The following is a 25,013-nucleotide window of genomic DNA, read 5'->3' as shown; positions in this document are numbered from 1 at the left end:
GCGATGATAGTCAAAAAAGTCACGGCGGATTCCGTTAGCGAAGCCATGGAACGCATCAAACGCGAACTCGGTAACGATGCCATCATATTAAATACTCGCCATATCAAAGTGGGCGGATTCTTTGGCTTATTTGCGAAGAAAAAAGTGGAACTGGTTGCATCGGTGGATGAACATGTGTCGAACGAACCGATCGTCTCGAAGCAAACAACGAGTCGGAAGGACATTGTGGAAACCATCCAACCGATCCCTATGCGTCCAACGATCGTTACGATCGGCGAACGACCATTGCCAAAAGAATTGCGACATTATGCGCCGCTGTTGGCAGAACCAGCGTTACAACAGGTGTCTGAACGATTGCATGAGCGATTACTGACTGCGTACTATCAAACGCAGCAAACGGAATTAACCGATCTCTTGACGGAAGAAGTGAAGTCGGCATTGCGCGTGACGCCGTCGACTGCACGTTATGTCATGCTGACAGGACCGACTGGTGTCGGTAAGACGACGACCATCGCTAAACTCGCTGCACATCATACGCTCATTAAAAATCAACGAGTTGGTCTCATCACAACCGATACATACCGGATCTCAGCGATTGAACAACTGAAGACATATGCCGACATATTAGGTATTCCGATTCATGTTGCATACGACCTGGAAGATTTCGAACGAGCGAAGCAGGCGCTAGCTTCATGCGATATCGTACTTGTCGATACAGCGGGACGGAATTTCCTTGACGAAGCATATGTAGAGCAATTACGAAGTCGTCATGACTTTGAGGATACGGATGTATTCTTAGTTCTTAGTTTGACATCGAAATATCGAGATTTATTACGGATCCACGATCGTTTCAGTAAGATTCCCTTATCAGGGATCGTATTTTCGAAAGCAGATGAAACAAGTGAACTGTGGTCGATGTTTGGACTTATGACAGAGACGGAGTTACCAATCTATTGCGTGACAACGGGTCAAGAAGTGCCAGAAGACATCACGTTCGCTACGGCGGATGAGTTATCCCGAATGATCGTCGAGAGAGGGATGAGATGATGCGAGAAGATCAAGCACGTGTCTTACGATCAAAAGTGACCGTCAAGGAAACGAAGACGATTGCCATCGTGAGTGGAAAAGGTGGCGTCGGAAAAACGAATGTCGCGGTGAATCTTGGCGTGGCATTATCGTTACAAGAAAAACGAGTACTCTTGATTGATCTTGATATCGGGATGGCGAACATTGGTATTCTATTCGGTAAATCATCGAAGTCATCCTTGATGGAATGCGTCAAACGACGAGAATCACTCCAGCACGCAATCGTTGAACAGTCTCCATCCCTTCATTTCATTCATGGCGGGAGTGGATTTGCGGAACTGACGAATCTGACGAAGGAGGATGTCGTGTTCCTACTGCGGGAATTCCAATTTTTCTATGAGTATGATTTTGTGTTGCTCGATTTAGGAGCCGGCGCCAACCATCAGACGTTCGATTTTATCAGTAGTGCAGACGAAGCCTGGTTGATCGTCACGCCAGAGCCGACTTCAATCATGGACGGTTATGCGTTCGTCAAACTGGCACACCATCATGCGACGGATCTTCCGATTTCCGTCGTCGTCAATCGGGCGACGAATGGTGGAGAAGCACTTGAAACGTTTGATCGACTAGCGCTCGTCAGCCAACAATTTTTACAAAAACCACTGCGCTTTACCGGTTTTTTGCCGGAAGATCCGACAGTCGTCAAAGCAGTCAAGGCACAGATGCCATTTTACTTGATGGATCGAACGAGTGACGTCAGTTGGCGACTCGATCATATCACGACGTCTCTAACAGGTGTACAAGTCAAAGAACGGAAGTTTTTAGATCGATTGTTACATCGTCTGAAAAAACGAAAAGATCATGTCCGTTAAGATTAAAGGAGGGTATCAGTCATGGACTTAAATGAATATGTGGGGTTGTTCCTCGATGAGTCGATGGAGCATTTACAAGCTATTAACACAAGCTTATTGGTTTTTGAAGAACGATTAGACGATGAAGCGGTCATCGATCAAATTTTCCGTTCTGCCCATACGCTAAAAGGAATGGCAGGAACGATGGGATATGATGCGATCGCTGATTTGACGCATGAGATGGAGAGCGCACTTGATTTAGTCAGATCAAAGAAACAATCTGCTACAGCTGAGTTGATCGATGTCCTATTCGTTGCTGCTGAGCAACTGGAAACGATGGTAGAAGACATCAGTCGTGGTGGAAAAGGGAAACTTGACGTTACGGAAACAGTGAGACGGTTACAGCAGTTCATTCGTCCCGAACAAGAAGAGATCATTTCGGTTACGCCATCAACTGTACCATCAACATTCGAATGTGATGTCTATTCGGAAGCGGTCGTCAAACAATCGATTGCGTCCGGTTATCAAGCCTATATCGTCCAAGTCGAACTTTCAGCAGACGTCATCTTAAAAGCGGCACGTGTCTACATGGTCTTTGATCGTTTACAACAGCTCGGAGATGTCATTTTGTCGAATCCGACATCTGATGAACTGGAGCAAGAACATTTTGAGACGTCATTCTCTGTTTTATTCGTGACACAACAAGAGCAATCGGTCATTCAAGAGGCGGTTGCCTCGGTTTCTGAAGTCGCAACAGTAACGATGGACGTGTTCGAAGCAACACCAGAAGCAGAGGTGGCGACATCCACCCTTCCACAGGAAGTGCCGGTTGCGACATCAGTACCTGCACCAATAGCTTCACCGGATTCACCAGAACAGACAGATCTATCTGTGCCTGTCGCTTCGAAAACGATTCGTGTCAATCTCGAGCGGATTGATCGTTTGATGAATCTGTTCGAAGAGTTCATCATCGACCGCGGACGTTTGGAGCGTATTGCAGCAGAAGTCAGCTCACCGGAATTGACAGATACGGTCGAACGGATCAAACGGGGCACGAACGAATTGCAATCACTCGTTTTAACGTTACGAATGATGCCGATCGAACAAGTATTCAACCGCTTCCCACGAATGGTGCGTTCCGTTTCGAAGGATGTCGGAAAACATATCAAACTACACATTACGGGTGCTGAGACGGAACTTGATCGCACAGTCATCGATGAGATTGGTGATCCACTTGTCCACTTGATCCGTAATGCGATCGATCATGGAATTGAAAACAAAGCGGAACGGATTTTAGCGAATAAGCCGGTCGAAGGAAATCTTTCGCTTCGTGCCTACCATTCAGGAAACCGAGTCTTCATTGAGATTGAAGATGATGGAGCAGGTATCAATCACGAACGTGTCACACGGATTGCGATTGAAAAAGGATTGATCACAGAAGAAGAAGCGATGCAATTAACGATCGAAGAGGCTTCGATGCTGTTATTCGCACCTGGTTTCTCGACAGCAGAAGAAGTCACGGACTTGTCTGGTCGTGGTGTTGGTCTCGACGTCGTCAAATCGAAGATCGAATCATTGGGTGGAGAAGTGTTCGTTGAGACACGCCGCGGAGAAGGAACGATTTTCCGTATCAGTTTACCATTGACGCTCTCGATCATCTCAGCCATGCTCGTTGAGCTCGGACAAGAAACGTATGCAATTCCACTGACTGCCATCATCGAGACGACATCTTTACGTAAATCGGCGATCCTGCAAGCGCACCGGGAAAAAGTATTTGATTTCCGTGGACAATTGGTTCCACTTATTTCGCTGAATGAAGTTTACGGATTGCCACAACATGAGGCAGAAGCCTATTCGGTCGTCGTCGTCCGGAGTGGCGAAAAATTAGCAGGGTTGATCGTATCCGAATTGATCGGTCAACAGGAGATCGTCATGAAGCCACTCGGTAGTTATCTAGAAGGCATCCGTGCGATTTCTGGCGCGACGATTCTTGGAGACGGACAAGTCGCATTGATCATTGACAGCAATGCACTATTACGGAAGTGAGGGGAACGAAGATGGAACAAAAATGGGTTGTTTTTCAATTAGAAGATAATGCATACGGTATTGATGTACAGTCTGTTCGTTCAATCGAACGGCTCATCCCGATCACACGGATTCCGAACGCTGCATCCTATGTCAAAGGAGTCATCAATTTGCGAGGTGTCGTCACCCCCGTGATTGACCTGCGTGCCCGTCTTGGATTCGAATTAATGGAAGAAACGGAAGAAACCCGCATCATCATCGCTACTTTGGAGCACGGGGACGCTGGATTCATCGTCGACCGGGCAAACGAAGTCGTCGAATCAACGGATGTTCGGATTGAACCGCTCAGTGAACAAAAGCAGGAGGATGCCTCGTATTTGACTGCAGTCGCAAAAGGCGATCAGCAATTGTTTTCGTTGATTGAGCCGAATCGCTTATTTGAGGACATCGTTCATGCTTAATCCAAACGAACGGGACATTTTACGGGAAGTCGGCAACATTGGAGCTGGTCACGCAGCAACAGCACTTTCGACCTTACTTGGACAACCGATTGAGATCGAAGTACCTTCCGCTGAACTTGAGGATTTCACGACGATCATCGAGCGAAGTGGAGGGGCGGAAACGTATACCGCTGGTGCATTGTTACGTTTTTCTGGCGATATTCAAGCAACGTTACTTTTTTTGATGCCACTTCGTGATGCAGAGAAGCTCGTGAGCCAATTGATGCAAACGGAATTCCACTTTTTTTCCGATTCCCACGAAATGGGGGTTTCTGCTTGGGAAGAAATTGGGAATATTTTAATAGGAGCATATGCTCGGGCCATCTCCGATTGGCTTGATTTATCGTTACATGTCAGTGTTCCTGCATCAGCGTTTGATATGGTTGGTGCGTTACTTGAAGTAGCCTTACTTGAATCAACGACTCCAGGAAATATGGCTGTCTATATCGACACGCATTTGTCTAGTGAAGGAAACGATTTGACCGGACATTTACTTTTGTTGCCTGAAGCGAACGCCTTTCAGACGGTCTTCGAACGATTGGGTGTGGACTTGAATGGATGAAATCGTACGGATTGGGATTGCGGAGTACGCCATCAGTAAACGCCCCGTCATTTTACGGACGGCGGGTCTTGGATCGTGTGTAGGCGTCGTCATCTATGACCAGGAACGAGGGTTATCGAGTATGGCACATGTCATGTTGCCTGATTCAGCGATCAGTCGGAATCGGGAGCTTGAAGTCGGAAAGTTCGCGGATACGGCAATTCTAGAGGTAGCCCGCGAATTACGAGCAAGTGGAGCCATCCGATTACGTGCGAAGATTGCGGGAGGGGCTCAGATGTTTCAATTTAAGTATGAACATGAATCAATGCGGATTGGTGAGCGAAACATCGCTGCGGTCAAAGCAATGCTTCAACAAGTCAAAATTCCACTCGTTGCCGAAGATGTTGGCGGCACGAATGGACGAACGATCGAGTTCCACTCACAATCAGGGCGTCTCGTCATCCGGACGGTGAATGTCGGGACGCTGGAAATCTAGAGGAGGAATGGTCATGCGTGAGGAATTACAACAACTTTGGGATCGATGGCTGACCACACGCGATATTGCGGTGGCAGACCTGTTACTTCACAATTATGAACCACTTGTTCAATACCACGTTCAGCGTTTAAGTGCGACGTTGCCTAAAAGTGTCGATCGAGACGAGTTGAAAAGTTTAGGGATGATGGGATTGTACGATGCGCTTCAAAAATTCGATCAAAATCATAATAATAAATTCGACACGTATGCCGCCTTTCGGATTCGAGGAGCTATTTTAGATGGGCTTCGTAAAATCGATTGGTTACCACGTTCCTTACGGGAAAAAGCAAAACGGGTCGAGGCAGCAGTCGAGATCCTTGAACAATCTTTGCAACGGACGCCGACATTAGACGAAGTCTCTTCCATCGTCGACATGACACCGGACGAGGTCAAGGGTGCTTTAGCAGAAAGCTATTTTGCGAATGTATTATCGATCGATGAAGCAGTCACGCTACAGGATGAGGGGAAGGCGATGACCGTCTCCTATTTAGATCCAGATACTGCTACACCGGAAGATATGTTATTAATGCGGGAGTTGATCGCTAAACTGGCAGAGGAAGTCGAAGGACTATCCGAAAAAGAACAACTTGTCGTCTCGTTGTTCTATTATGAAGAATTGACGCTTACGGAAATTGGTGAAGTCCTCGGGCTCTCGACTTCCCGTATTTCACAAATCCATTCAAAAGCGCTTCGTAAGTTGAAGAATGCGCTCGGAAGTGCCTACTTAGCAGATCGTGTCGCCATGTGAAAGGAAGAATTATGACTGTCGTTTATATTTTATTAGCTGCTTTAGTCTGTTATGCGCTGCTGGTGTTGTTTCGCCAGCAGGCAGCGCTTAAAGACCGAATTACCCGGTTGGAACGTGAAAAGAATGAGACGGAACAAGTGTTGCTTCATTTCATGGAGAACGTCAACGCCATGACGGAGACATCCGTAATTGAAGCGAACGAACAAGTTGATCAAGTACCGAACGCGTCTCCACAGATGGTGAAGGCGGCTACATACGAAAAATCGGAAACCGTCGAAATCGAACAATCCATTTCAAAAGAACCAACGTTAACGGATGTCAAGCAGGCGCTACGAGAAGGAGCAGATCTTGAGACGCTTGCGCGGTCTTTGAATCGTGGGACGGGAGAGGTTGCTTTGATTGCTAAACTTTCTCATCAAACGAAGGTTGCCCCTCGGTAATCTTTATGCTATATTAGTCTACGGTGTTAATTACGCACGCATGTATCGCCAGCTGCGGTGCCTTTAATAGGTTAGCTGGACAGACGATCATCGCGGAGGACATCCAAAACCCAAAAGGAGGAATTCATCATGGCAGTAATCTCGATGAAACAATTGTTAGAAGCTGGTGTACACTTCGGTCACCAAACACGCCGTTGGAACCCAAAAATGGCAAAATACATCTTCACAGAACGGAACGGAATCTACATCATCGACCTTCAAAAAACGGTCAAAAAAGTAGACGAAGCATACAACTTCATCCGTGAAGTAGCGTCTGAAGGCGGAAACGTTCTTTTCGTTGGTACGAAAAAACAAGCTCAAGACACTGTGAAAGAAGAAGCGATCCGTGCAGGTCAATACTTCATCAACGAACGTTGGTTGGGTGGAACTCTCACGAACTTCTCTACAATCAAAAAACGTATCAACCGTTTGAAACAACTCGAAAAAATGGAAGAAAACGGTACATTCGAAGTTCTTCCTAAAAAAGAAGTCATCATTCTTAAAAAAGAAATGACTCGTCTTGAGAAATTCCTCGGCGGTATCAAAGATATGCCAGGCGTTCCGGATGCACTCTTCATCGTTGACCCACGCAAAGAGCGTATCGCGATTGCAGAAGCACACAAACTCAACATCCCAATCGTTGCGATTGTTGATACTAACTGTGATCCAGACGAAATCGACTACGTCATCCCAGCGAACGACGATGCGATCCGTGCAGTCAAATTGCTCACTGGTAAAATGGCTGACGCAATCCTCGAAGTTAAACAAGGCGAAGATAACGTAGCACCTGAAACTACTGAAGAAGTAGTAGCAGACGCTGAGTAATTCGTGATGCCAGGTGATAAAGGGAATCGACCTTTTATCACCTTTTTTTTGAAACTAAGGATGTTATAAGGAGGAATATCGAATGGCTATTACAGCAGCAATGGTTAAAGAACTTCGTGAAAAAACAGGTGCAGGTATGCTCGACTGCAAAAAAGCACTCGTTGAAACTGACGGTGACATGAACGCAGCAGTAGATTTCTTGCGTGAAAAAGGGATTGCTAAAGCAGCAGCAAAAGGCGATCGTATCGCTGCTGAAGGGTTGACTGCAGTTGCAGTTGACGGCAACAAAGCGGCACTCGTCGAAATCAACTCAGAAACAGACTTCGTTGCGAAAAACGAACGTTTCCAAACACTCGTTCAAAATATCGCAGACGCTGTTCTCCGTAACGGTTCTGAGACTGCTGAAGCAGCTCTTGCTTCTGAATACGAAGCAGGTAAAACAATCGACACATACATTTCAGAAGAAGCTTCAACAATCGGAGAGAAAATCTCACTCCGTCGCGTAGCACTCTTCACAAAATCAGATGACGCAGTCTTCGGTTCTTACCTCCATATGGGTGGACGCATCGGTTCAGTCGTCGTTATCGAAGGTACGACAGACGAAACAGTTGCAAAAGACGTTGCAATGCACATCGCAGCAGCACGTCCACTTTACGTTGACCGTACTTCTGTCACAGAAGAAGAAAAAGCACGTGAAGAAAAAGTTCTCACTGAGCAAGCATTGAACGAAGGAAAACCAGCTAACATCGTTGAAAAAATGATCGTCGGTCGTATGAACAAGTTCTTCGAGGAAATCTGCCTCGTCGATCAAACGTTCGTCAAGGATCCAGACTTCAAAGTTGGTAAATATGTAGAATCTAAAGGCGGTAAAGTCGTGTCATTCGTACGCTTCGAAGTTGGAGAAGGTATGGAAAAACGCGAAGAGAACTTCGCTGAAGAAGTTATGAACCAACTTAAAAAATAAGAATCGGGATCATCCTGATGACAAGAGAAGGAACACGTATGCTTCAATCCACTTTCGTGTGGAAGTGGTTCGTGTTCCTTTTTTACGGAATTTAGCAAGGGGGACATAGTCATGCAACCGAAATATAACCGGATTGTGTTAAAATTGAGCGGAGAAGCGCTCGCAGGAGATCAAGGGTTTGGGATCAATCCTGTCATCGTCAAATCTATCTCGGAACAGATTCGCGAATTAGTTGAATTGAACGTTGAAGTAGCGGTCGTCGTCGGAGCTGGAAACATTTGGCGTGGCAAAACAGGTGCAGAACTTGGGATGGACCGGGCCAACGCCGATTATATGGGGATGTTAGCGACAGTCATGAACTCGCTTGCGCTTCAAGACAGCTTAGAAGATGTAGGTGTTGAAACACGTGTTCAAACATCAATCGAGATGCGCCAAGTAGCAGAACCGTACATTCGTCGCCGTGCGATGCGTCACCTCGAAAAAGGACGTGTCGTCATCTTTGCAGCAGGTACAGGGAACCCGTACTTCTCAACAGATACGACAGCTGCTCTTCGTGCAGCTGAAATTGAAGCAGAGGTCATCTTGATGGCGAAAAACAACGTCGATGGTGTGTACTCAGCTGACCCGAATGTTGATCCAGAAGCGAAGAAATTCGAAACGCTCTCTTACTTGGATGTCTTAAAGGATGGACTTCAAGTCATGGATTCTACAGCAACATCACTTTGTATGGACAATGACATCCCGCTCATCGTCTTCTCGTTGATGGAAGAAGGTAACATCAAACGTGTCGTCATCGGTGACGAAATCGGGACAATCGTAAGGGGGAAATAATATGTCAAAAGAAATCTTAAAACAAGCCGAAGAACGGATGGAAAAAGCACATCTTTCACTTAAGAAAGAACTTGCGACACTCCGCGCAGGTCGTGCGAACGTTGCGATTTTAGATCCTGTTCAAGTCGAATACTACGGTTCACCGACACCGCTCAATCAAGTAGCGAACGTCAACACACCAGAAGCACGTCTGATCTTGATCACTCCATGGGATAAATCAATGGTAAGCGAGATTGAAAAAGCGATTCAACGTGCTGATCTTGGTCTTGCGCCATCATCTGATGGTACAGTCATCCGTCTTGCGATTCCACCACTAACGGAAGAGCGCCGGAAGGAACTCGTCAAACTCGTCAAGAAGTATACGGAAGAAGGTAAGGTTGCCCTCCGTAACATTCGTCGTGATACGAACGAGCAGTTAAAGAAACAAGAAAAAGATGGTGCATTGACAGAAGATGATTTGCGTGGCTACACAGAAGATGTTCAGACGTTGACAGACAAGTTCGTTAAACAACTTGATCAGACAGCAACGGAAAAAGAACAAGAAATCATGGAAGTATGACGCGACGGATCGTCATGGGGGGGACTCTTTGTCACACGAAGAGTCCCTTTCTTCATAATTGAGAGAGGAGGAAGTGCGGATGTTTCAATGGTTGAATCAGACGAAAGAAACCGAAACCTATGACCGGGTGCCTGAGCACGTCGCTATCATCATGGATGGAAACGGTAGATGGGCACAAAAACGCGGACTTCCGCGTATCATGGGACATCGCGAAGGTATGAAATCGATTCGTGAAGTCGTTCGGGTTGCAAATGAACTCGGCGTTAAGAGTCTGACATTATACGCCTTCTCGACGGAGAATTGGACGCGTCCGGAAGAAGAAGTGAGTTTTCTCATGAAGCTACCGGCACAATTTTTAGAGTCGGATTTAAAAGAGTTAGACGCGCAAAATGTCAAAGTCGAGGTAGCAGGAGAAGTGTCACGCCTCCCTCATTTCACACGTGAGGCAGTGGAACAAGCGAAACTGGATACGCAACACAATACAGGACTTCGTCTGATTTTCGCTCTGAATTATGGAGGACGCGATGAGCTCGTACAAGTCATGCGAAAACTGGGCGCACAGGTTCAGGCAGGAACATTGTCACCGGATGCGATTACACAGGAGACGATCGAGCGCGAGCTAATGACAGGATCCGTAACCGATGTCGATTTCGTGATTCGAACGAGTGGCGAACAACGGTTATCGAACTTCTTACTTTGGCAAGCGGCGTACGCAGAGTTTTATTTTACAGATGTCTTGTGGCCAGAGTTTCGTCGGGATGCTTTCTTGGCAGCAATTGAAGATTACAATCAACGGACACGCCGATTTGGCGGCGTCTGATTAAATGAGGAACTAGCTTATGAAAACTCGGATTATCACAGGGATATGGGCAGGCGCCATCTTTTTGGCGCTTTTGTACATCGGTGGACTTCCCTTTTTAGCGTTTATGGCAGTACTAACGATTCTCGGTTATACCGAGCTCGTCCGGATGCGACAATGGAGCGGCTCGCGCATTCCACGGATTTTATTCGGGATCGGCACATTATTACCATTCGTCGGTATCTATGAAGAGGCAGTCGATCGGACACTCCCAATCGGACTTTCACCAATCGCTTGGGCAATGATCATTTTATTGATCGGTCTCTTTTGGAACGTGTTTTCGAAAAATGTCTTTACGTTCGATGATGTCGCCTTTTTACTGCTGACTGCGGTTTATGTCGGTGTCGGTTTTGCATCGTTCGCCTACATCCGTTTACTCGAACATGGATTAACGTGGTCGCTCTTGATCATTCTCTTGATCTGGTTTACGGATTCAGGGGCGTACTTCGTCGGGAAGCGATTTGGTAAGAATAAACTGTGGCCGTCAATCAGCCCGAACAAGACGATTGAAGGGGCAGTCGGTGGCGTGTTACTTGCCATCTTACTCGGTGTCGTGTTCGAAAGTATCGAACCGACAGTCGGTTTTGGGAAAGTCATTGTCCTTGCCATCATCGTTGCCGTCGTTGGGCAACTTGGTGACTTGGTCCAGTCCGCTTACAAACGCCATTATGGTGTGAAGGATTCTGGAACGTTACTACCGGGTCATGGTGGTATTCTTGATCGGTTCGACAGCATGATGATCGTCTTTACGGTCCTCGTCGTACTCGATATCTTTGCTTGAGGAGGCGCTTCATTATGAAGAAAATCAGTATCATCGGTGGAACTGGATCGATTGGTACGCAGACGCTTGATGTCATTGCGGCTAATCCAGAGCTTTTTGAATTGACGAGTTTTGCATTTGGTCGCAACACGACGGTTGCCGTACCGTGGTTGAATCGTTTGCAACCGATGCTTGTCGGAGTCCAAGATGAGACAACACGTCAAGAACTCGAGCAACAGTTAACCTATCAGCCGACAATCGTCATCGGTGAAGAAGGATTGCTTGATGTCGTAACGCATCCTGAAGTCGATACGGTCATTACAGCGGTCGTAGGAGCTGTTGGCTTACGTCCAACGCTTGCTGCAATCGAGGCGGGTAAAACGATTGGTCTTGCGAACAAAGAAACACTCGTCACGGCAGGGCACCTTGTCATGAAGCTCGCACGTGAAAAAAACGTGACGATTTTACCCGTTGATAGTGAACATGCGGCGATTTTCCAATGCTTGAACGGTGAGCGACGAGAAGATGTCCGTCAAATCATCTTGACAGCATCAGGCGGAAGCTTCCGTGATCAATCACGGGAAGAACTAGCAGACGTGACGGTCGAACAAGCACTGGCGCATCCGAACTGGTCGATGGGAGCAAAAATCACGATTGATTCGGCGACGATGATGAACAAAGGGTTCGAAGTCATTGAAGCGCACTGGTTATTTGATGTCGACTATGCGGATATCGATGTCGTCATTCACCGTGAATCGATCATTCACTCGATGGTCGAATTCAATGATGGAGCTGTCATGGCTCAGCTTGGTATGCCCGACATGAGAGAACCGATTCAGTACGCTCTTACATATCCGTCCCGCCTTGAAATCCAAGGGGGAGAACGGTTAAACTTAAAGGAAATCGGACGCTTACACTTTGCTGATGCATCATTTGATCGTTATCCGTTGTTACGACTTGCTTTTGAAGCGGGTCAAGCCGGTGGATCGATGCCATCAGTACTCAATGCTGCGAACGAACAAGCGGTGGACCGTTTCTTAAAAGGGGACATTCGCTTTTTAGAAATCGAAGCGAGCGTCGAGGCGGCGCTTCAAGCTCATACCCTTATCGACGAGCCTTCCTTGGATCAAATCCTTGAAGCTGATCGATGGGCGCGTGAGTTCGTATCGTCTCTTACATTCGCTAACTAAGGATGGGATAAGTAATGACGACCTTTATTTCAATCGTGCTGATGTTCGGTGTACTCGTCGCCGTCCATGAATGGGGTCATCTCGTAATGGCGAAGCGGGCAGGTATTCTCTGTCGGGAATTCGCGATTGGATTTGGACCGAAGATCTTTTCAGTGTTTAAGAATGAGACGTTGTATACGGTGCGCCTGTTGCCGATTGGCGGTTACGTCAAGATGGCGGGTGAAGAACCTGAACTCGTAGAGATTAAATCAGGTCAAACCGTTGGATTACAGTTAAAGGACGGTGTCATCGAGACGATTTATTTCGATGCAGATCAGCCACAAGTCGATCAAGTCGTTACTGTCGAGCGGATTGACTTGTTGCGTCAACTCGAACTCGTTGGGTTACAAGACGAGACATCGGTTCGCTATCCTGTCTCACCGACAGCATTTCTTGTCGAAGGTCAGACACGGACACAAATTGCGCCGTATGACCGCACATTTGGTTCGAAATCCGTTTGGAAACGCGTCCTTGCGATTGCTGCAGGACCGTTCATGAACTTTGTCCTCGCGTTCGTCATTTTATTCGGTCTTGCCTTATATAATGGCTCTCCGACAGGGGAAAGCGTCATCGGAACAGTACAAAAAGGTTCACCTGCCGATCAAGCAGGACTTGTTGAAGGTGACCGGATTATCTCAGTCAACGGACAGGATACAGCCAAATGGACTGATTTACGTGCTGGATTCCAAGATCGTGCTGGGAAAGCGACAGAAGTAAAATATGAGCGTGATGGGAAAGAGACGACAACTGAAATCACGCCAAAAGTGCAGCAGCAAGGAGAACAGAAGGTCGGCATCATCGGTGTTACGAATGAGACAGAAAAATCATTCGGAACAGCACTACAAACGGGCGTTTCAGAAACATGGCGGATGTCGACGCTCATCGTCGGAGCTGTTGGAGATCTCGTGACCGGTGTCGTTGGCGTCGACCAATTATCAGGGCCAGTCGGGATCGTCAAGATGACCGATCAGGTCGCAGATAGTGGGTTCTCGATGCTTTTGACATGGACGGCATTGTTGTCCGTTAACTTAGCAGTCTTCAACCTATTGCCACTTCCAGCACTTGACGGAGGACGCTTACTGTTCCTCTTCCTTGAAGCCTTACGCGGTAAACCGGTCGATCCTCAAAAAGAAGGATTGGTTCACTTCGTCGGTTTTGCGCTTTTGATGCTACTCATGCTCGTCGTCACTTGGAACGACATTCAAAAATTCTTTTAATTAATCACTCAGTCAAAGGAGTTCGTGACTCATTATGAAACAATCAAAACTATTCATGCCAACGTTGCGTGAAGTACCATCTGATGCAGAAGCCATCAGTCACCAACTCTTGCTTCGTGCAGGATTCATGCGTCAAAATGCCGCTGGGATCTATTCGTATCTACCACTCGCAAAACGAGTACTCGCAAACATCGAGACGATCATCCGCGAGGAATTAGAAGCGGCGGGTGCGCAAGAATTACTGATGCCAGCGATTCAACCAGCTGAACTATGGGAAGAAACAGGACGCTGGGATATCTATGGACCTGAATTAATGCGCTTGACGGATCGTCATGATCGCCGGTTCGCGCTCGGAGCGACGCACGAGGAACTGATCACTTCAATCGTTCGTGATGAATTGAACTCGTACAAAAAGTTACCGGTCAATCTCTTCCAGATTCAAATGAAGTACCGTGACGAACGTCGTCCACGTTTCGGTTTATTACGTGGTCGCGAGTTCATCATGAAGGACGCTTATTCGTTCCATTCTTCACAAGAGAGCTTAGACGAAGAGTATCAAAACATGTTTGATACGTATTCGCGGATTTTCACACGTGTTGGTCTTGAGTTCCGTCCAGTCGTCGCTGACTCAGGTGCGATTGGTGGTAGTGGAACACATGAGTTCCATGCGTTAGCAGCAATCGGTGAAGATACGATCGTCTACTCGGACCAATCGGATTATGCAGCGAACTTAGAGATGGCAGAGTCGATTGATGCCTATCCGAAGCAAGACAAAGCACCAGAAGCACTTGAAGAAGTGCATACGGCTGATGCGAAGACGATCGAAGCGGTCAGCGCACATCTGAACTTACCAGCAAATGAATCGATCAAAACTGTCATCTTCAAAACGGAACAAGGGCTTGTCATGGCTCTCGTCCGGGGCGATCACGAAGTCAACGATATCAAATTGAAAAACTATCTGGGAGCACTCGACATCACGATGGCGAGCGACGAAGAGATTGAAGCAGCGCTTCACTCAACGCCTGGAACACTCGGACCGATCGGGGCAGACATGAAGATCGTCGCCGATTACGCGATTCGTGCCTTGACGAACGCTGTCTGTGGTGCAAACAAAGCGGAAACGCATTATATCCATGTCGACCCAAGTCGTGATTTCGAAGCAGAATATACAGACTTGCGCTTCGTTGAAGAAGGTGACGCGTCACCAGACGGCAACGGAAACGTTAAATTCGCACGTGGCATCGAAGTCGGTCAAGTCTTCAAACTCGGAACACGTTACTCTGAAGGAATGGGAGCGACGTTCCTCGATGAAGGCGGTAAAGCACAACCACTCATCATGGGATGTTACGGCATCGGTGTCTCGCGGACATTGTCGGCAGTCGTCGAACAGCATTATGATGAGCGCGGGATCATTTGGCCAAAAGCGATCGCACCATACGATGTTCATTTGATCGTCGTCAATGGTAAAAATGCGGAACAGCTTGAACTCGGAGAAACACTATACCGTGAGTTGACAGCTGCAGGTTTTAGCGTCCTACTTGACGACCGGAAAGAACGAGCAGGCGTCAAATTCGCCGATGCGGATTTGATCGGTCTACCGGTTCGCTTGAACGTCGGCAAAAAAGCGGCAGAAGGAATCGTCGAATTAAAAGCCCGTCGTGGTGGCGATGCAGAAGAAATTGGACAAGAACAAGTCGTTGAGGCTGTTCGTTCACTCTATGAAGGTTTAGAATAAAGAATGGAGACGGTCACTTTTCATAAAGTGACTGTTTTCTTGTCTCACACCCATTCGCCCCTTGGGCAATCCGCAAGAGGAGGAGGAGTTGCTGTCACGGTGTGAAGCGATCAGACAGCACAATTGCGAGTGGATACACAACAACGCATGTCACTGTTGCTTAGTGACTTGGAATTACCGAATGGTATCATTGAAGAATACTTTAACGAAGCAGTTCTTGAGAAGCTTCGCGTCAATAAAGCAAAAGCAACCTGGACATTTGAGATCCGCTTGCCACAGGTTTTGCCACAAAACGTCTATCAACTCTTTACGAGTCGCTTGATAAGTCGGTATCAGCAATTCGCCGAAGTCAAGGTCATCCTATACGCGGATGGTCGACCAGACGAACGCCTGTATCATGATTACTGGCCATACGTCGTGCAGGATCTCGCAGATGTCTCATCGGCGATGCGGACACAACTTGGACGGGTCTTACCGGAGTTCAAAGAACAGAAATTATTCATTCCGGTCCGGAGTGAACCGGAAGCAGGATTCTTAAAAAGTAGCTTATGTGGAGAGTTGCAGTTACTTTACAGTGCTTACGGATTTCCGAAATTCAACTGTGAACCGATTGTTCAAATCAACGAATCGAAACAAGAAGCGTTGCGCAATCAGGTGAAACAGGAAGACATGGAAGAAGCAAAACGGATGCTCGAGTTGCAATTCAAGCGGGAACAATCGCGGGATGACGATGAAGGACCGGTTGAGATCCGGATCGGGAAACCAATTCAAGATGAGATTGTCCCGATTAAGACGATCCAAGATGAGGAACGACGGATTGCGATCCGTGGTCTCGTCTTCTCGGCAGAGAGTCGTGAACTACGAAGTGGAAAGACGATCTTTACGTTTAAGATGACGGATTATACGGACTCCCTCGTCGTCAAGATGTTTGCGCGTGACGAAACAGACGTCAAGATCCTCTCAGCCATCAAAAAAGGCATGTGGATTCAGGCGGCAGGTCGCGTTGAGTTCGATACGTTCCTGCGCGATCTTTGTATGATGATTGCCCAACTGTCAGAGGTGAAGATGGAAGCCCCTGCTGACCCTTGGGCAGGCGAGAAGCGTGTCGAGTTACATGCGCACTCGCAAATGAGTCAAATGGACGCCGTCATGAACGTGACGAAATACGTTGAACGCGCGGCGAAATGGGGTCATCCTGCTGTTGCGATCACGGATCACGCGGGTGCACAAAGTTTCCCGGATGCCTACTATGCCGGAAAGAAAAACGATATCAAAGTATTGTACGGAATCGAAGCGAACGTCGTCGATGATGGGGTGCAAGTCGCCTATCATCCGGTGGAACGTAACTTAGATGACGCGACATTCGTCGTCTTTGACGTCGAGACGACTGGTTTATCCGCGATGTACAACAAGATCATCGAACTTGCAGCCGTCAAAATCCACGACGGTGATATCATCGATAAGTTCGAAGCATTCGCGGATCCGAAGCATCTGTTGTCGGCGACGACGATTGATTTGACAGGGATCACCGATGATATGGTCCGGGGAAAACCAGATCCGGAACAAGTCGTCAAGGAATTCATGGACTGGGTCGGCGACTCGATTCTCGTTGCCCATAATGCTTCGTTTGATATCGGATTCTTGAATGCGACGCTACGATCCGGTGGACACGATGAATCGGTCTTGCCGGTCATTGATACGCTTGAGCTAGCCCGTGTCTTGATGCCGACGCTAAAAAACCACCGATTGAACACACTCGCGAAACGATTTGACATCGAATTGACACAGCATCACCGCGCCATCTATGACGCGGAAGCGACAGGCTATTTGATGGTCAAATTGCTTCAAATGGCAGATGAGATGTTCGACATGAAGACACACGCCTCGCTCAACCGGGAGATGGGGAAAGATATCTCGCGGGCACGACCATACCACGCGACGGTCTATGCGAAGAACCGGACAGGCTTGAAGAATCTGTACCAATTGATTTCGATTGCTCACACGAAACACGTGCACCGTGTCGTCCGCACACCGCGCTCGCAACTCGTCGCGCACCGGGATGGATTGATCATTGGATCAGCTTGCGATAATGGCGAAGTGTTTGATGCCGCCTTGAACAAGTCGGACGAAGATTTAGCGAAAGTGATGCAGTTCTATGATTTCATCGAGATTCAGCCACCCGCGATGTATGGACATTTGATCGAACGGGAAATCGTTCAGAATGAACTCGAACTGCGCGAACTGATTAAAAAGATCATCCGCGTCGCGGAAGAACATGATATCTTACCAGTCGCGACAGGGAATGTGCATTACCTCGATCAACATGATGCCACGTACCGGGAGATTTTGATCCGGACGCAAGGTGGAGCGAACATGCTGAACATGCGAAAACAATTGCCGCCGGCGCACTTCCGGACAACGAAGGAAATGATGGACGACTTCAAGTTCCTCGGACCGGATGTGTCGGAACGTCTCGTCATCACGAACAGTCAAGCCGTCGCGGAACAGTTCGAGAATATCGACATCATTCCAAAAGATCTCTATACACCGAAGATCGAAGGGGCGGATGAAGAAGTTCGGAACTTGTCGTACGATATGGCGCACCGGATTTACGGCGACACGTTACCGGAGATCGTCGAAGCCCGACTCGAAAAAGAGTTGAAGTCGATCATCGGTCACGGATTCGCCGTCATCTATCTGATTTCCCACAAACTCGTTAAAAAGTCGCTCGACGACGGCTATTTAGTTGGTTCACGGGGATCGGTCGGATCAAGTCTCGTTGCGACGATGACCGAGATCACGGAAGTTAATCCATTACCACCGCATTATGTCTGTCCGAATTGTAAGGAATCGGAGTTCTTCGATGACGGTTCCGTTGGTTCGGGATTCGATTTACCGGATAAGTCTTGTTCGAAATGTGATATCCCATTGTTTAAGGATGGTCATGATATTCCGTTCGAGACGTTCCTTGGATTTAAAGGGGATAAAGTACCGGATATCGATTTGAACTTCAGTGGAGAATATCAGCCGCAAGCCCATGCCTATACGAAAGTCCTGTTCGGTGACGATTACGTCTACCGTGCCGGAACAATCGGAACAATCGCCGAGAAGACGGCGTATGGCTACGTCAAAGGGTATCAGTCGGAGAATGAGCTGACGTATCGGAATGCGGAAGTCGATCGTCTCGTCAGTGGTGTCACCGGTGTCAAACGGACGACCGGGCAACACCCGGGTGGGATCATCGTCGTACCGGACTATATGGATATTTATGACATTAGTCCGATTCAGTATCCGGCAGACGATATGGGTTCTGAATGGAAGACGACACACTTTGACTTCCACTCGATTCACGATAACTTACTCAAACTCGATATCCTCGGTCACGATGACCCGACGATGATCCGGATGTTACAGGATTTATCAGGACGAGATCCAAAGACGATTCCGGTCGATGACCCGGAAGTCATGAAAATCTTTAGTTCGACGGAATCGATCGGCGTGACGCCGGAGCAGATTGATTCAAAAACAGGGACGCTCGGCATTCCGGAGTTCGGGACGAAGTTCGTTCGCCAAATGTTAGAAGAGACGAAACCGACGACGTTCTCGGAGCTCGTCCAGATTTCAGGACTCTCGCACGGAACGGATGTCTGGCTCGGAAACGCCAGCGAATTGATTTACAACGGAACATGTGAACTAAAAGACGTCATCGGTTGTCGAGATGACATCATGGTCTACTTGATCTATGCCGGTCTTGAACCGTCGCTTGCCTTTAAAATCATGGAGTCGGTCCGAAAAGGGAAAGGACTCTCGATTGACATGGAAGAGGCGATGATCGAGAATGACGTACCGCTTTGGTATATCGATTCTTGTAAAAAAATCAAGTACATGTTCCCAAAAGCCCACGCTGCCGCCTACGTCTTGATGGCCGTCCGGATTGCTTACTATAAGGTCCACCATCCGATGTATTACTACGCTTCGTACTTTACGGTTCGTGCGGGTGACTTTGATATCGGTGCGATGAATAAAGGCTCTGCTGCCGTTCGGAAAGTCTTGCAAGACATCAAGGATAAAGGATTTGAAGCGACGGCGAAGGATAAAGGGCTGTATACGGTTCTTGAAATCGCGCTTGAGATGATCGAACGTGGCTTTACGTTCCAAAAGGTCGATCTCTACCGCTCAAGCGCAACGGAATTCCTCATTGACGGAGATACGTTGTTACCACCGTTTAATGCCGTGACAGGTCTCGGGACGAATGCAGCGAAGCAGATCGTCGAAGCACGTAAAGGCGGCGAATTCCTCTCGAAGGAAGACCTCCAAAAACGCGCTAAGTTATCGAAATCGATCATTGAGACGCTCGATAACCTAGGCTGTCTCGAAGGGTTACCGGACGAGAATCAGCTCTCCTTGTTCGACTTGTAAGCCCTTAGGAACACTTGCTTTGAGCGCTTTCCTATGCTATATTGAGTGAGGAAATGTTTTTTATACTACGACTTGGAAGGAGTAGGGGGACCTGCTCCTTTCTTGTTTGTTTTTTGAAGGAGGATGAAGATGACGAACGTAACGGAAAAGGTCGAAGCGCTCGCAAAACCAATCGTCGAACGAGAGGGGATGGAGCTAGTCGACGTTGAATTCGTCAAAGAAGGGGCGGATTGGTTCCTACGTGTCTCCATCGACAAAGAGGGTGGCGTGGATCTTGAAGACTGCGTCAAAATCAATGAACAGTTATCGGAAGCATTGAATGACAATGATCCGATCGACGAGCCGTATTACCTCGACGTCGCTAGTCCAGGAGCGGAACGTCCACTGAAGAAAGACGAGGACTTCGAAAAGGCGATTGGGAAACATGTGTACATCAAAACGCACGATCCAGTAAAGAATGCGGTTGAATTCGAAGGAACGTTGCTCGCGTACACACCTGAGATGCTTGAAATCGAAGTGCGTGTCAAAACAAGAAAATTGAAAATTGAGATACCGGTCGACAAGATTTCACTTGCGCGACTTGCGGTAATGTTCTGACGGAAAGGAAGAGAACGATGGGACCACAGTTACTCGAGGCGATCAATCAAATCGCGAAAGAGAAGGAAATTGACAAGAACATCATCATCGATGCGCTCGAACAGGCATTGATTTCAGCGTACCGACGCAACTTCGGAAAAGAATCGGAGGCTGTAAAGGTCGAATTCGACCAGCAGACAGGAGACATCCGTGTCTTTGCGCTTAAGGAAGTCGTCGAACGATTGACACAACCAGAAGAGCAACTTTCGCTTGAAGAAGCGCACGAGATCGATCCGACATATGAACTCGGCGATTTCCATAAAGTCGAAGTGACGCCAGGCGACTTCGGTCGTGTTGCAGCACAAACAGCGAAACAGATCGTCACACAAAAAATGCGTGAAGCAGAACGCGAACGCATCTACAATCACTTCGCGGATCGTGAAGATGAGATCATGACAGGTATCGTCGAGCGTCAAGATGCACGCAACTTGTACGTCAACCTAGAAGGTATCGAAGCTGTTTTGACGACACACGAGCAAATGCCGAACGAGCGTTTCGGGATTCGTGATCGCATCAAGGTGTACGTCACGAAAGTTGATCCAATGGTCAAAGGATCAGGGGCATCGATTCTTGTGTCACGGACACATCCAGGTCTCTTAAAACGTCTCTTTGAAATCGAAGTACCAGAGATTTCAAGTGGCGAAGTCGAAGTCAAGTCTGTGGCGCGTGAAGCGGGCGACCGTTCGAAAATCGCAGTCGCGGCGGATGACATCGATCCAGTCGGTGCATGTGTCGGACAAAAAGGGGCGCGTGTTCAACGCATCGTCAATGATTTAAACGGGGAAAAAATCGATATCGTCCGTTACTCGGATGATCCGAAAGAATATGTCGCGAACGCACTCAGCCCAGCTCAAGTCGTTGCGGTCTATGTCAACGAACCAGCGAAAGCGACAATCGTCGTCGTTCCAGATTTCCAATTGTCGCTTGCCATCGGGAAACGTGGTCAAAACGCGCGTCTCGCAGCGAAATTGACAGGATGGAAAATCGACATCAAGAGCGAGTCTGAAGCGGAAGCAATGGATCTCGAAGATGTCTTCGCGACGGAAGAGCCGGCAGTAGAAGCGGTCCAAGTCGAAGGCGAGGAATAATTCGTGCAAAAAAAGGTACCATTACGTAAGTGTGTCATCACACAAGAAATGAAACCGAAAAAAGAATTAATTCGTGTCGTCCGGACACCTGATCAAGAGGTCGTCATCGATTTAAATGGTAAGATGAATGGGCGAGGTGCCTATTTATCGAAAGATGCGGCAGTCATTGCGACGGCGAAGAAAAAACGGACTCTTGATCATCATTTGAAGGTCAAGACGACAGATGCCTTATACGATGAATTGCTTGAAATCGCGGGAGGTACAAATGAGTAAATGGGAATCCCTTCTCGGTCTCGCGAATCGAGCTAGAAAAGTGACGACGGGAGAAGAACTCGTACTGAAAGAAGTACGAGGAGGACAAGCGAAGCTTGTTCTTTTAGCAGCAGATGCGGGGGCTGCCACGCGTAAGAAAGTCACAGATAAATGTACGAGTTATCAGGTTCCTTACCTAGAAGTCGCCGACCGGACGATTCTCGGTCAAGCATTAGGAAAGGATGCGCGTGTTGTCGTGTCAGTCAATGAAGCCGGATTTGCGAAAAAGCTAACTGAACTCCTCTCGAACGACTAATTGGAGGTGGATCCTTTGGGTAAACGTGTATACGAATTCGCCAAGGAACAAAACGTAACAAGTAAGCAGGTCATCACCCAGCTCGAAAAGCTGGAGAAACCAGTCAAGAATCATATGGCAGTATTAGATGAACAGACAGTACAGCAACTCGATCAAGTATTTAATCCCGAAAAATATCGGGCTCAAAAGACGGAGGCTCCAAAACAAGTGAAATCAGATAATAAACCGAACCGACCAGGAAGTACAAACAAACCAGCAGGTAACCAATCACGTAACAGCAAAGGCGGACGCCCAGAATTCGGCAACCGTAACAACCGTGGCGGCAAACGTCGTCCGAACCAAAAGAAAGCAGAACCACGCAAACTTGAAGTAGCGGATCCGAACTCGAAGTCGAGTCAACGGAAAGCAGCTCGCCGAGCGCAAGAAGAGGCGATGGCAAACGTCGTTCAATACTCTGACAACTTGACAGTCGGTGAACTCGCTGAAAAAATGGCGAAAAAACCGAATGAACTGATCATGAAATTGATGGGTCTCGGTGTCATGGCGACGATCAACCAAGATCTTGATGACGAGACAGTCGAACTGCTCGCTACAGAGTTTGGTTTTGAAGTCGAAAAGACTGTCCAAGTCGATGAGACGGACTTTGATCAATACGAATTGAACCTTGACCAGTACGAATTGTCTGAGCGTCCACCGGTCGTTACGATCATGGGACACGTCGACCACGGTAAAACGACATTGCTCGATTCGATCCGTAACACGAAGGTCACTGCAGGCGAAGCCGGCGGGATCACGCAGCACATCGGTGCTTACCAAGTTGAGATCGACGGCAAGAAGATCACGTTCCTTGATACACCAGGTCACGCGGCGTTCACGACGATGCGTGCACGTGGAGCAGATGTCACGGATATCGCAATCATCGTCGTTGCAGCCGATGACGGTGTCATGCCGCAGACGGAAGAAGCGATCAGCCACGCGAAAGCAGCTGGCGTTCCAATCATCGTCGCTGTCAACAAGATGGATAAAGAGGGTGCGAACCCTGACCGTGTCAAACAAGAATTGACAGAGTTCGAACTCGTTGCAGAGGACTGGGGCGGCGATACGATCTTCGTACCGGTTTCAGCTCTTAAAGGAGACGGTATCGACGAATTGCTCGAGATGATCCTTCTCGTTTCAGAAGTTCAAGAATACAAATCAACACCAGACATGAACGGTCGCGGAACAGTCATCGAGGCGAAACTCGATAAAGGACGCGGTCCAGTCGCTACCCTTCTCGTTCAACACGGAACACTTCGTGTCGGAGATCCAATCGTCGTCGGTCACACGTTCGGTCGTATCCGGGCAATGGTCAACGATATCGGTCGTCGTGTCAAAGAAGTTGGACCATCGACGCCAATCGAAATCACAGGTTTAAATGATGTTCCGAAAGCGGGCGATCAATTCTTCGCATTCGAAGACGAGAAAAAAGCACGCCAAATCGGTGAAGCACGTTACCAACGTGAAATCGAAGCACAACGTCGCGATTCAGCGAAAGTTAGCTTAGAAGATCTCTTTGACCGCATTAAAGAAGGCGAAGTCAAGGACCTCAACATCATCATCAAAGGTGATGTCCAAGGTTCAGTTGAAGCCTTAGCCGGTTCATTGAAGAAAATTGATGTCGAAGGTGTTAAAATTAACATCGTACACTCAGGTGTTGGTGCAATCACGGAAGGTGATGTCATCCTCGCCTCAGCAGCAAATGCGATCATCATCGGATTCAACGTTCGTCCGGATGGTAACGCGAAATCAATGGCAGATCAGGAGAAAGTCGAAATTCGTCTTCACCGGATCATCTACAATGCGATTGAAGAAATCGAGCAAGCGATGAAAGGTCTCCTTGATCCTGAGTTCGTCGAGAAAATCATCGGTCAAGCTGAAGTCCGCGATGTCATCAAAGTATCGAAAGTCGGTACGATTGCAGGTGGATATGTCACGGAAGGTAAGTTGACGCGTGATGCAGGTGTCCGTGTCGTTCGTGATAGTATCGTCATCTACGAAGGAAAACTCGATACACTTCGCCGCTTTAAAGATGATGTCAAAGAAGTCGCTGCTGGTTACGAGTGTGGAATTAAGATCGAACGTTATGATGACATAAAAGTTGATGATGTCATCGAAGCGTTCATCATGGAAGAAGTCAAACGGAAGTAACAGAACGGAATCCATTCTTCCGAACTGGAGGGAACAAACATGAGTTTACGCTCGAATCGTGTCGCCGAACAGGTGCGTAAGGAAATTACGCAACTGCTCATCAAAGATGTCAAGGATCCACGCGTCAAGCCGATTACCGTCACAGGTGTCGAAGTGACAGGAGACTTGCAACAAGCGACGATCTTCTACTCGGTCCTCGGTGACGAAAAAGCACGTGAGGATGCGCGCATCGGTCTTGAAAAATCGAAAGGCTTCATGCGTAAGGAAATCGGATCGCGGATTCGTCTACGGAAAACACCTGAACTATTGTTCGAGGTCGATTCTTCTGTCGAATACGGATCACGCATTGATGAGTTGCTTCGGAATTTGAACAAAGATTAACACCTAAGGCAACCACGCGTGTGGTTGCCTTTTTTCAAGGAGGACATCAC

24 protein-coding genes are annotated in these 25,013 nt (G+C 47.8%); all 24 read left to right on the top strand.

Annotated features, from left to right (window positions below):
* The first annotated feature begins 3 nt into the window (after positions 1–3).
* The 24 genes from B3G15_RS08715 (at position 4) to rbfA (ending at position 24,963) form a co-directional block, all read left to right on the top strand.
* Complete coding sequence (locus B3G15_RS08715; RefSeq protein ID WP_214859804.1) at positions 4–1,047, top strand: flagellar biosynthesis protein FlhF; 1,044 nt, start codon at positions 4–6, stop codon at positions 1,045–1,047.
* Positions 1,044–1,898: a MinD/ParA family protein gene (locus tag B3G15_RS08710; RefSeq protein WP_050677468.1), complete on the top strand. Its 855-nt coding sequence runs from the start codon at positions 1,044–1,046 to the stop codon at positions 1,896–1,898. The genes B3G15_RS08715 and B3G15_RS08710 overlap by 4 nt, the downstream gene beginning before the upstream one ends.
* A gap of 21 nt (positions 1,899–1,919) precedes the next feature.
* On the top strand, positions 1,920–3,923 hold the full coding sequence (locus B3G15_RS08705; protein WP_214859805.1) for a chemotaxis protein CheA: 2,004 nt from the start codon (positions 1,920–1,922) through the stop codon (positions 3,921–3,923).
* A gap of 11 nt (positions 3,924–3,934) precedes the next feature.
* The gene (locus tag B3G15_RS08700; protein ID WP_029342054.1) at positions 3,935–4,363 is read left to right on the top strand and encodes a chemotaxis protein CheW; all 429 of its coding nucleotides are present in this window, start codon (positions 3,935–3,937) and stop codon (positions 4,361–4,363) included.
* Positions 4,356–4,964: a chemotaxis protein CheC gene (locus tag B3G15_RS08695; protein WP_290720059.1), complete on the top strand. Its 609-nt coding sequence runs from the start codon at positions 4,356–4,358 to the stop codon at positions 4,962–4,964. Before B3G15_RS08700 ends, B3G15_RS08695 begins: the two co-directional genes overlap by 8 nt.
* The gene (locus tag B3G15_RS08690; RefSeq protein WP_029342052.1) at positions 4,957–5,439 is read left to right on the top strand and encodes a chemotaxis protein CheD; all 483 of its coding nucleotides are present in this window, start codon (positions 4,957–4,959) and stop codon (positions 5,437–5,439) included. The genes B3G15_RS08695 and B3G15_RS08690 overlap by 8 nt, the downstream gene beginning before the upstream one ends.
* A 13-nt stretch (positions 5,440–5,452) precedes the next feature.
* Positions 5,453–6,226 (top strand): FliA/WhiG family RNA polymerase sigma factor, encoded by a 774-nt coding sequence (locus tag B3G15_RS08685; RefSeq protein WP_047393832.1) that lies wholly within the window; start codon positions 5,453–5,455, stop codon positions 6,224–6,226.
* 11 nt (positions 6,227–6,237) lie between these two features.
* On the top strand, positions 6,238–6,666 hold the full coding sequence (locus B3G15_RS08680) for a hypothetical protein (RefSeq protein ID WP_133207497.1): 429 nt from the start codon (positions 6,238–6,240) through the stop codon (positions 6,664–6,666).
* 129 nt (positions 6,667–6,795) lie between these two features.
* Complete coding sequence (gene rpsB / locus B3G15_RS08675; protein ID WP_012370721.1) at positions 6,796–7,530, top strand: 30S ribosomal protein S2; 735 nt, start codon at positions 6,796–6,798, stop codon at positions 7,528–7,530.
* A gap of 82 nt (positions 7,531–7,612) precedes the next feature.
* A complete protein-coding gene (tsf, locus tag B3G15_RS08670; RefSeq protein WP_214859806.1) occupies positions 7,613–8,494 on the top strand; it encodes a translation elongation factor Ts in 882 nt (293 codons plus the stop codon).
* Positions 8,495–8,605: 111 nt separating this feature from the next.
* Positions 8,606–9,325 (top strand): UMP kinase, encoded by a 720-nt coding sequence (pyrH, locus tag B3G15_RS08665; protein ID WP_029342047.1) that lies wholly within the window; start codon positions 8,606–8,608, stop codon positions 9,323–9,325.
* A 1-nt stretch (position 9,326) separates the two neighbouring features.
* Positions 9,327–9,884: a ribosome recycling factor gene (frr, locus tag B3G15_RS08660; protein WP_023468691.1), complete on the top strand. Its 558-nt coding sequence runs from the start codon at positions 9,327–9,329 to the stop codon at positions 9,882–9,884.
* A 79-nt stretch (positions 9,885–9,963) separates the two neighbouring features.
* Positions 9,964–10,704 carry an isoprenyl transferase gene (locus tag B3G15_RS08655; protein ID WP_290720044.1) on the top strand — a complete coding sequence of 247 codons (741 nt, stop codon included), beginning with the start codon at positions 9,964–9,966 and terminating at the stop codon, positions 10,702–10,704.
* 19 nt (positions 10,705–10,723) lie between these two features.
* Positions 10,724–11,524: a phosphatidate cytidylyltransferase gene (locus B3G15_RS08650; RefSeq protein WP_023468689.1), complete on the top strand. Its 801-nt coding sequence runs from the start codon at positions 10,724–10,726 to the stop codon at positions 11,522–11,524.
* Positions 11,525–11,538: 14 nt separating this feature from the next.
* Positions 11,539–12,693, top strand: a complete 1,155-nt coding sequence (locus B3G15_RS08645) for a 1-deoxy-D-xylulose-5-phosphate reductoisomerase (protein ID WP_290720041.1) — start codon at positions 11,539–11,541, stop codon at positions 12,691–12,693.
* Between the two features lie 14 nt (positions 12,694–12,707).
* Positions 12,708–13,949: an RIP metalloprotease RseP gene (gene rseP, locus B3G15_RS08640; protein ID WP_023468687.1), complete on the top strand. Its 1,242-nt coding sequence runs from the start codon at positions 12,708–12,710 to the stop codon at positions 13,947–13,949.
* 34 nt (positions 13,950–13,983) lie between these two features.
* A complete protein-coding gene (locus B3G15_RS08635; protein WP_050677461.1) occupies positions 13,984–15,684 on the top strand; it encodes a proline--tRNA ligase in 1,701 nt (566 codons plus the stop codon).
* A 147-nt stretch (positions 15,685–15,831) separates the two neighbouring features.
* Positions 15,832–20,103, top strand: coding sequence for a PolC-type DNA polymerase III (locus tag B3G15_RS08630; RefSeq protein ID WP_197273421.1), 4,272 nt, complete (start codon positions 15,832–15,834; stop codon positions 20,101–20,103).
* Between the two features lie 129 nt (positions 20,104–20,232).
* Complete coding sequence (gene rimP, locus B3G15_RS08625; protein WP_023468684.1) at positions 20,233–20,700, top strand: ribosome maturation factor RimP; 468 nt, start codon at positions 20,233–20,235, stop codon at positions 20,698–20,700.
* A 17-nt stretch (positions 20,701–20,717) separates the two neighbouring features.
* A complete protein-coding gene (gene nusA, locus B3G15_RS08620) occupies positions 20,718–21,827 on the top strand; it encodes a transcription termination factor NusA (RefSeq protein WP_023468683.1) in 1,110 nt (369 codons plus the stop codon).
* A gap of 3 nt (positions 21,828–21,830) precedes the next feature.
* The gene (gene rnpM / locus B3G15_RS08615) at positions 21,831–22,100 is read left to right on the top strand and encodes an RNase P modulator RnpM (protein WP_290720035.1); all 270 of its coding nucleotides are present in this window, start codon (positions 21,831–21,833) and stop codon (positions 22,098–22,100) included.
* A complete protein-coding gene (locus B3G15_RS08610; protein ID WP_023468681.1) occupies positions 22,093–22,395 on the top strand; it encodes a YlxQ family RNA-binding protein in 303 nt (100 codons plus the stop codon). Before rnpM ends, B3G15_RS08610 begins: the two co-directional genes overlap by 8 nt.
* A 15-nt stretch (positions 22,396–22,410) precedes the next feature.
* Positions 22,411–24,582 carry a translation initiation factor IF-2 gene (infB, locus tag B3G15_RS08605; protein WP_050677459.1) on the top strand — a complete coding sequence of 724 codons (2,172 nt, stop codon included), beginning with the start codon at positions 22,411–22,413 and terminating at the stop codon, positions 24,580–24,582.
* 39 nt (positions 24,583–24,621) lie between these two features.
* The gene (rbfA, locus tag B3G15_RS08600) at positions 24,622–24,963 is read left to right on the top strand and encodes a 30S ribosome-binding factor RbfA (RefSeq protein WP_023468679.1); all 342 of its coding nucleotides are present in this window, start codon (positions 24,622–24,624) and stop codon (positions 24,961–24,963) included.
* Positions 24,964–25,013: the final 50 nt, after the last annotated feature.

This window comes from Exiguobacterium sp. UBA1053, from assembly GCF_002316465.1.
Classification (GTDB): Bacteria; Bacillota; Bacilli; order Exiguobacteriales; family Exiguobacteriaceae; genus Exiguobacterium_A; species Exiguobacterium_A abrahamii.
Note: the sequence above shows the minus strand (reverse complement) of the source record. Positions and strands in the feature narration are given on the sequence as shown.

Bases quoted from the DNA above. Each gene is read 5' to 3' on its own strand.
- nusA (WP_023468683.1), top strand. From the start codon at position 20,718: ATGGGACCACAGTTACTCGAGGCGATCAATCAAATCGCGAAAGAGAAG.
- B3G15_RS08685 (WP_047393832.1), top strand. From the start codon at position 5,453: ATGCGTGAGGAATTACAACAACTTTGGGATCGATGGCTGACCACACGC.
- B3G15_RS08695 (WP_290720059.1), top strand. From the start codon at position 4,356: ATGCTTAATCCAAACGAACGGGACATTTTACGGGAAGTCGGCAACATT.
- B3G15_RS08705 (WP_214859805.1), top strand. From the start codon at position 1,920: ATGGACTTAAATGAATATGTGGGGTTGTTCCTCGATGAGTCGATGGAG.
- B3G15_RS08630 (WP_197273421.1), top strand. From the start codon at position 15,832: ATGTCACTGTTGCTTAGTGACTTGGAATTACCGAATGGTATCATTGAA.
- tsf (WP_214859806.1), top strand. From the start codon at position 7,613: ATGGCTATTACAGCAGCAATGGTTAAAGAACTTCGTGAAAAAACAGGT.
- pyrH (WP_029342047.1), top strand. From the start codon at position 8,606: ATGCAACCGAAATATAACCGGATTGTGTTAAAATTGAGCGGAGAAGCG.
- B3G15_RS08645 (WP_290720041.1), top strand. From the start codon at position 11,539: ATGAAGAAAATCAGTATCATCGGTGGAACTGGATCGATTGGTACGCAG.
- rseP (WP_023468687.1), top strand. From the start codon at position 12,708: ATGACGACCTTTATTTCAATCGTGCTGATGTTCGGTGTACTCGTCGCC.
- frr (WP_023468691.1), top strand. From the start codon at position 9,327: ATGTCAAAAGAAATCTTAAAACAAGCCGAAGAACGGATGGAAAAAGCA.
- B3G15_RS08715 (WP_214859804.1), top strand. From the start codon at position 4: ATGATAGTCAAAAAAGTCACGGCGGATTCCGTTAGCGAAGCCATGGAA.
- B3G15_RS08635 (WP_050677461.1), top strand. From the start codon at position 13,984: ATGAAACAATCAAAACTATTCATGCCAACGTTGCGTGAAGTACCATCT.
- B3G15_RS08655 (WP_290720044.1), top strand. From the start codon at position 9,964: ATGTTTCAATGGTTGAATCAGACGAAAGAAACCGAAACCTATGACCGG.
- rpsB (WP_012370721.1), top strand. From the start codon at position 6,796: ATGGCAGTAATCTCGATGAAACAATTGTTAGAAGCTGGTGTACACTTC.
- rimP (WP_023468684.1), top strand. From the start codon at position 20,233: ATGACGAACGTAACGGAAAAGGTCGAAGCGCTCGCAAAACCAATCGTC.
- B3G15_RS08710 (WP_050677468.1), top strand. From the start codon at position 1,044: ATGATGCGAGAAGATCAAGCACGTGTCTTACGATCAAAAGTGACCGTC.
- B3G15_RS08700 (WP_029342054.1), top strand. From the start codon at position 3,935: ATGGAACAAAAATGGGTTGTTTTTCAATTAGAAGATAATGCATACGGT.
- rbfA (WP_023468679.1), top strand. From the start codon at position 24,622: ATGAGTTTACGCTCGAATCGTGTCGCCGAACAGGTGCGTAAGGAAATT.
- B3G15_RS08650 (WP_023468689.1), top strand. From the start codon at position 10,724: ATGAAAACTCGGATTATCACAGGGATATGGGCAGGCGCCATCTTTTTG.
- B3G15_RS08690 (WP_029342052.1), top strand. From the start codon at position 4,957: ATGGATGAAATCGTACGGATTGGGATTGCGGAGTACGCCATCAGTAAA.
- B3G15_RS08610 (WP_023468681.1), top strand. From the start codon at position 22,093: ATGAGTAAATGGGAATCCCTTCTCGGTCTCGCGAATCGAGCTAGAAAA.
- B3G15_RS08680 (WP_133207497.1), top strand. From the start codon at position 6,238: ATGACTGTCGTTTATATTTTATTAGCTGCTTTAGTCTGTTATGCGCTG.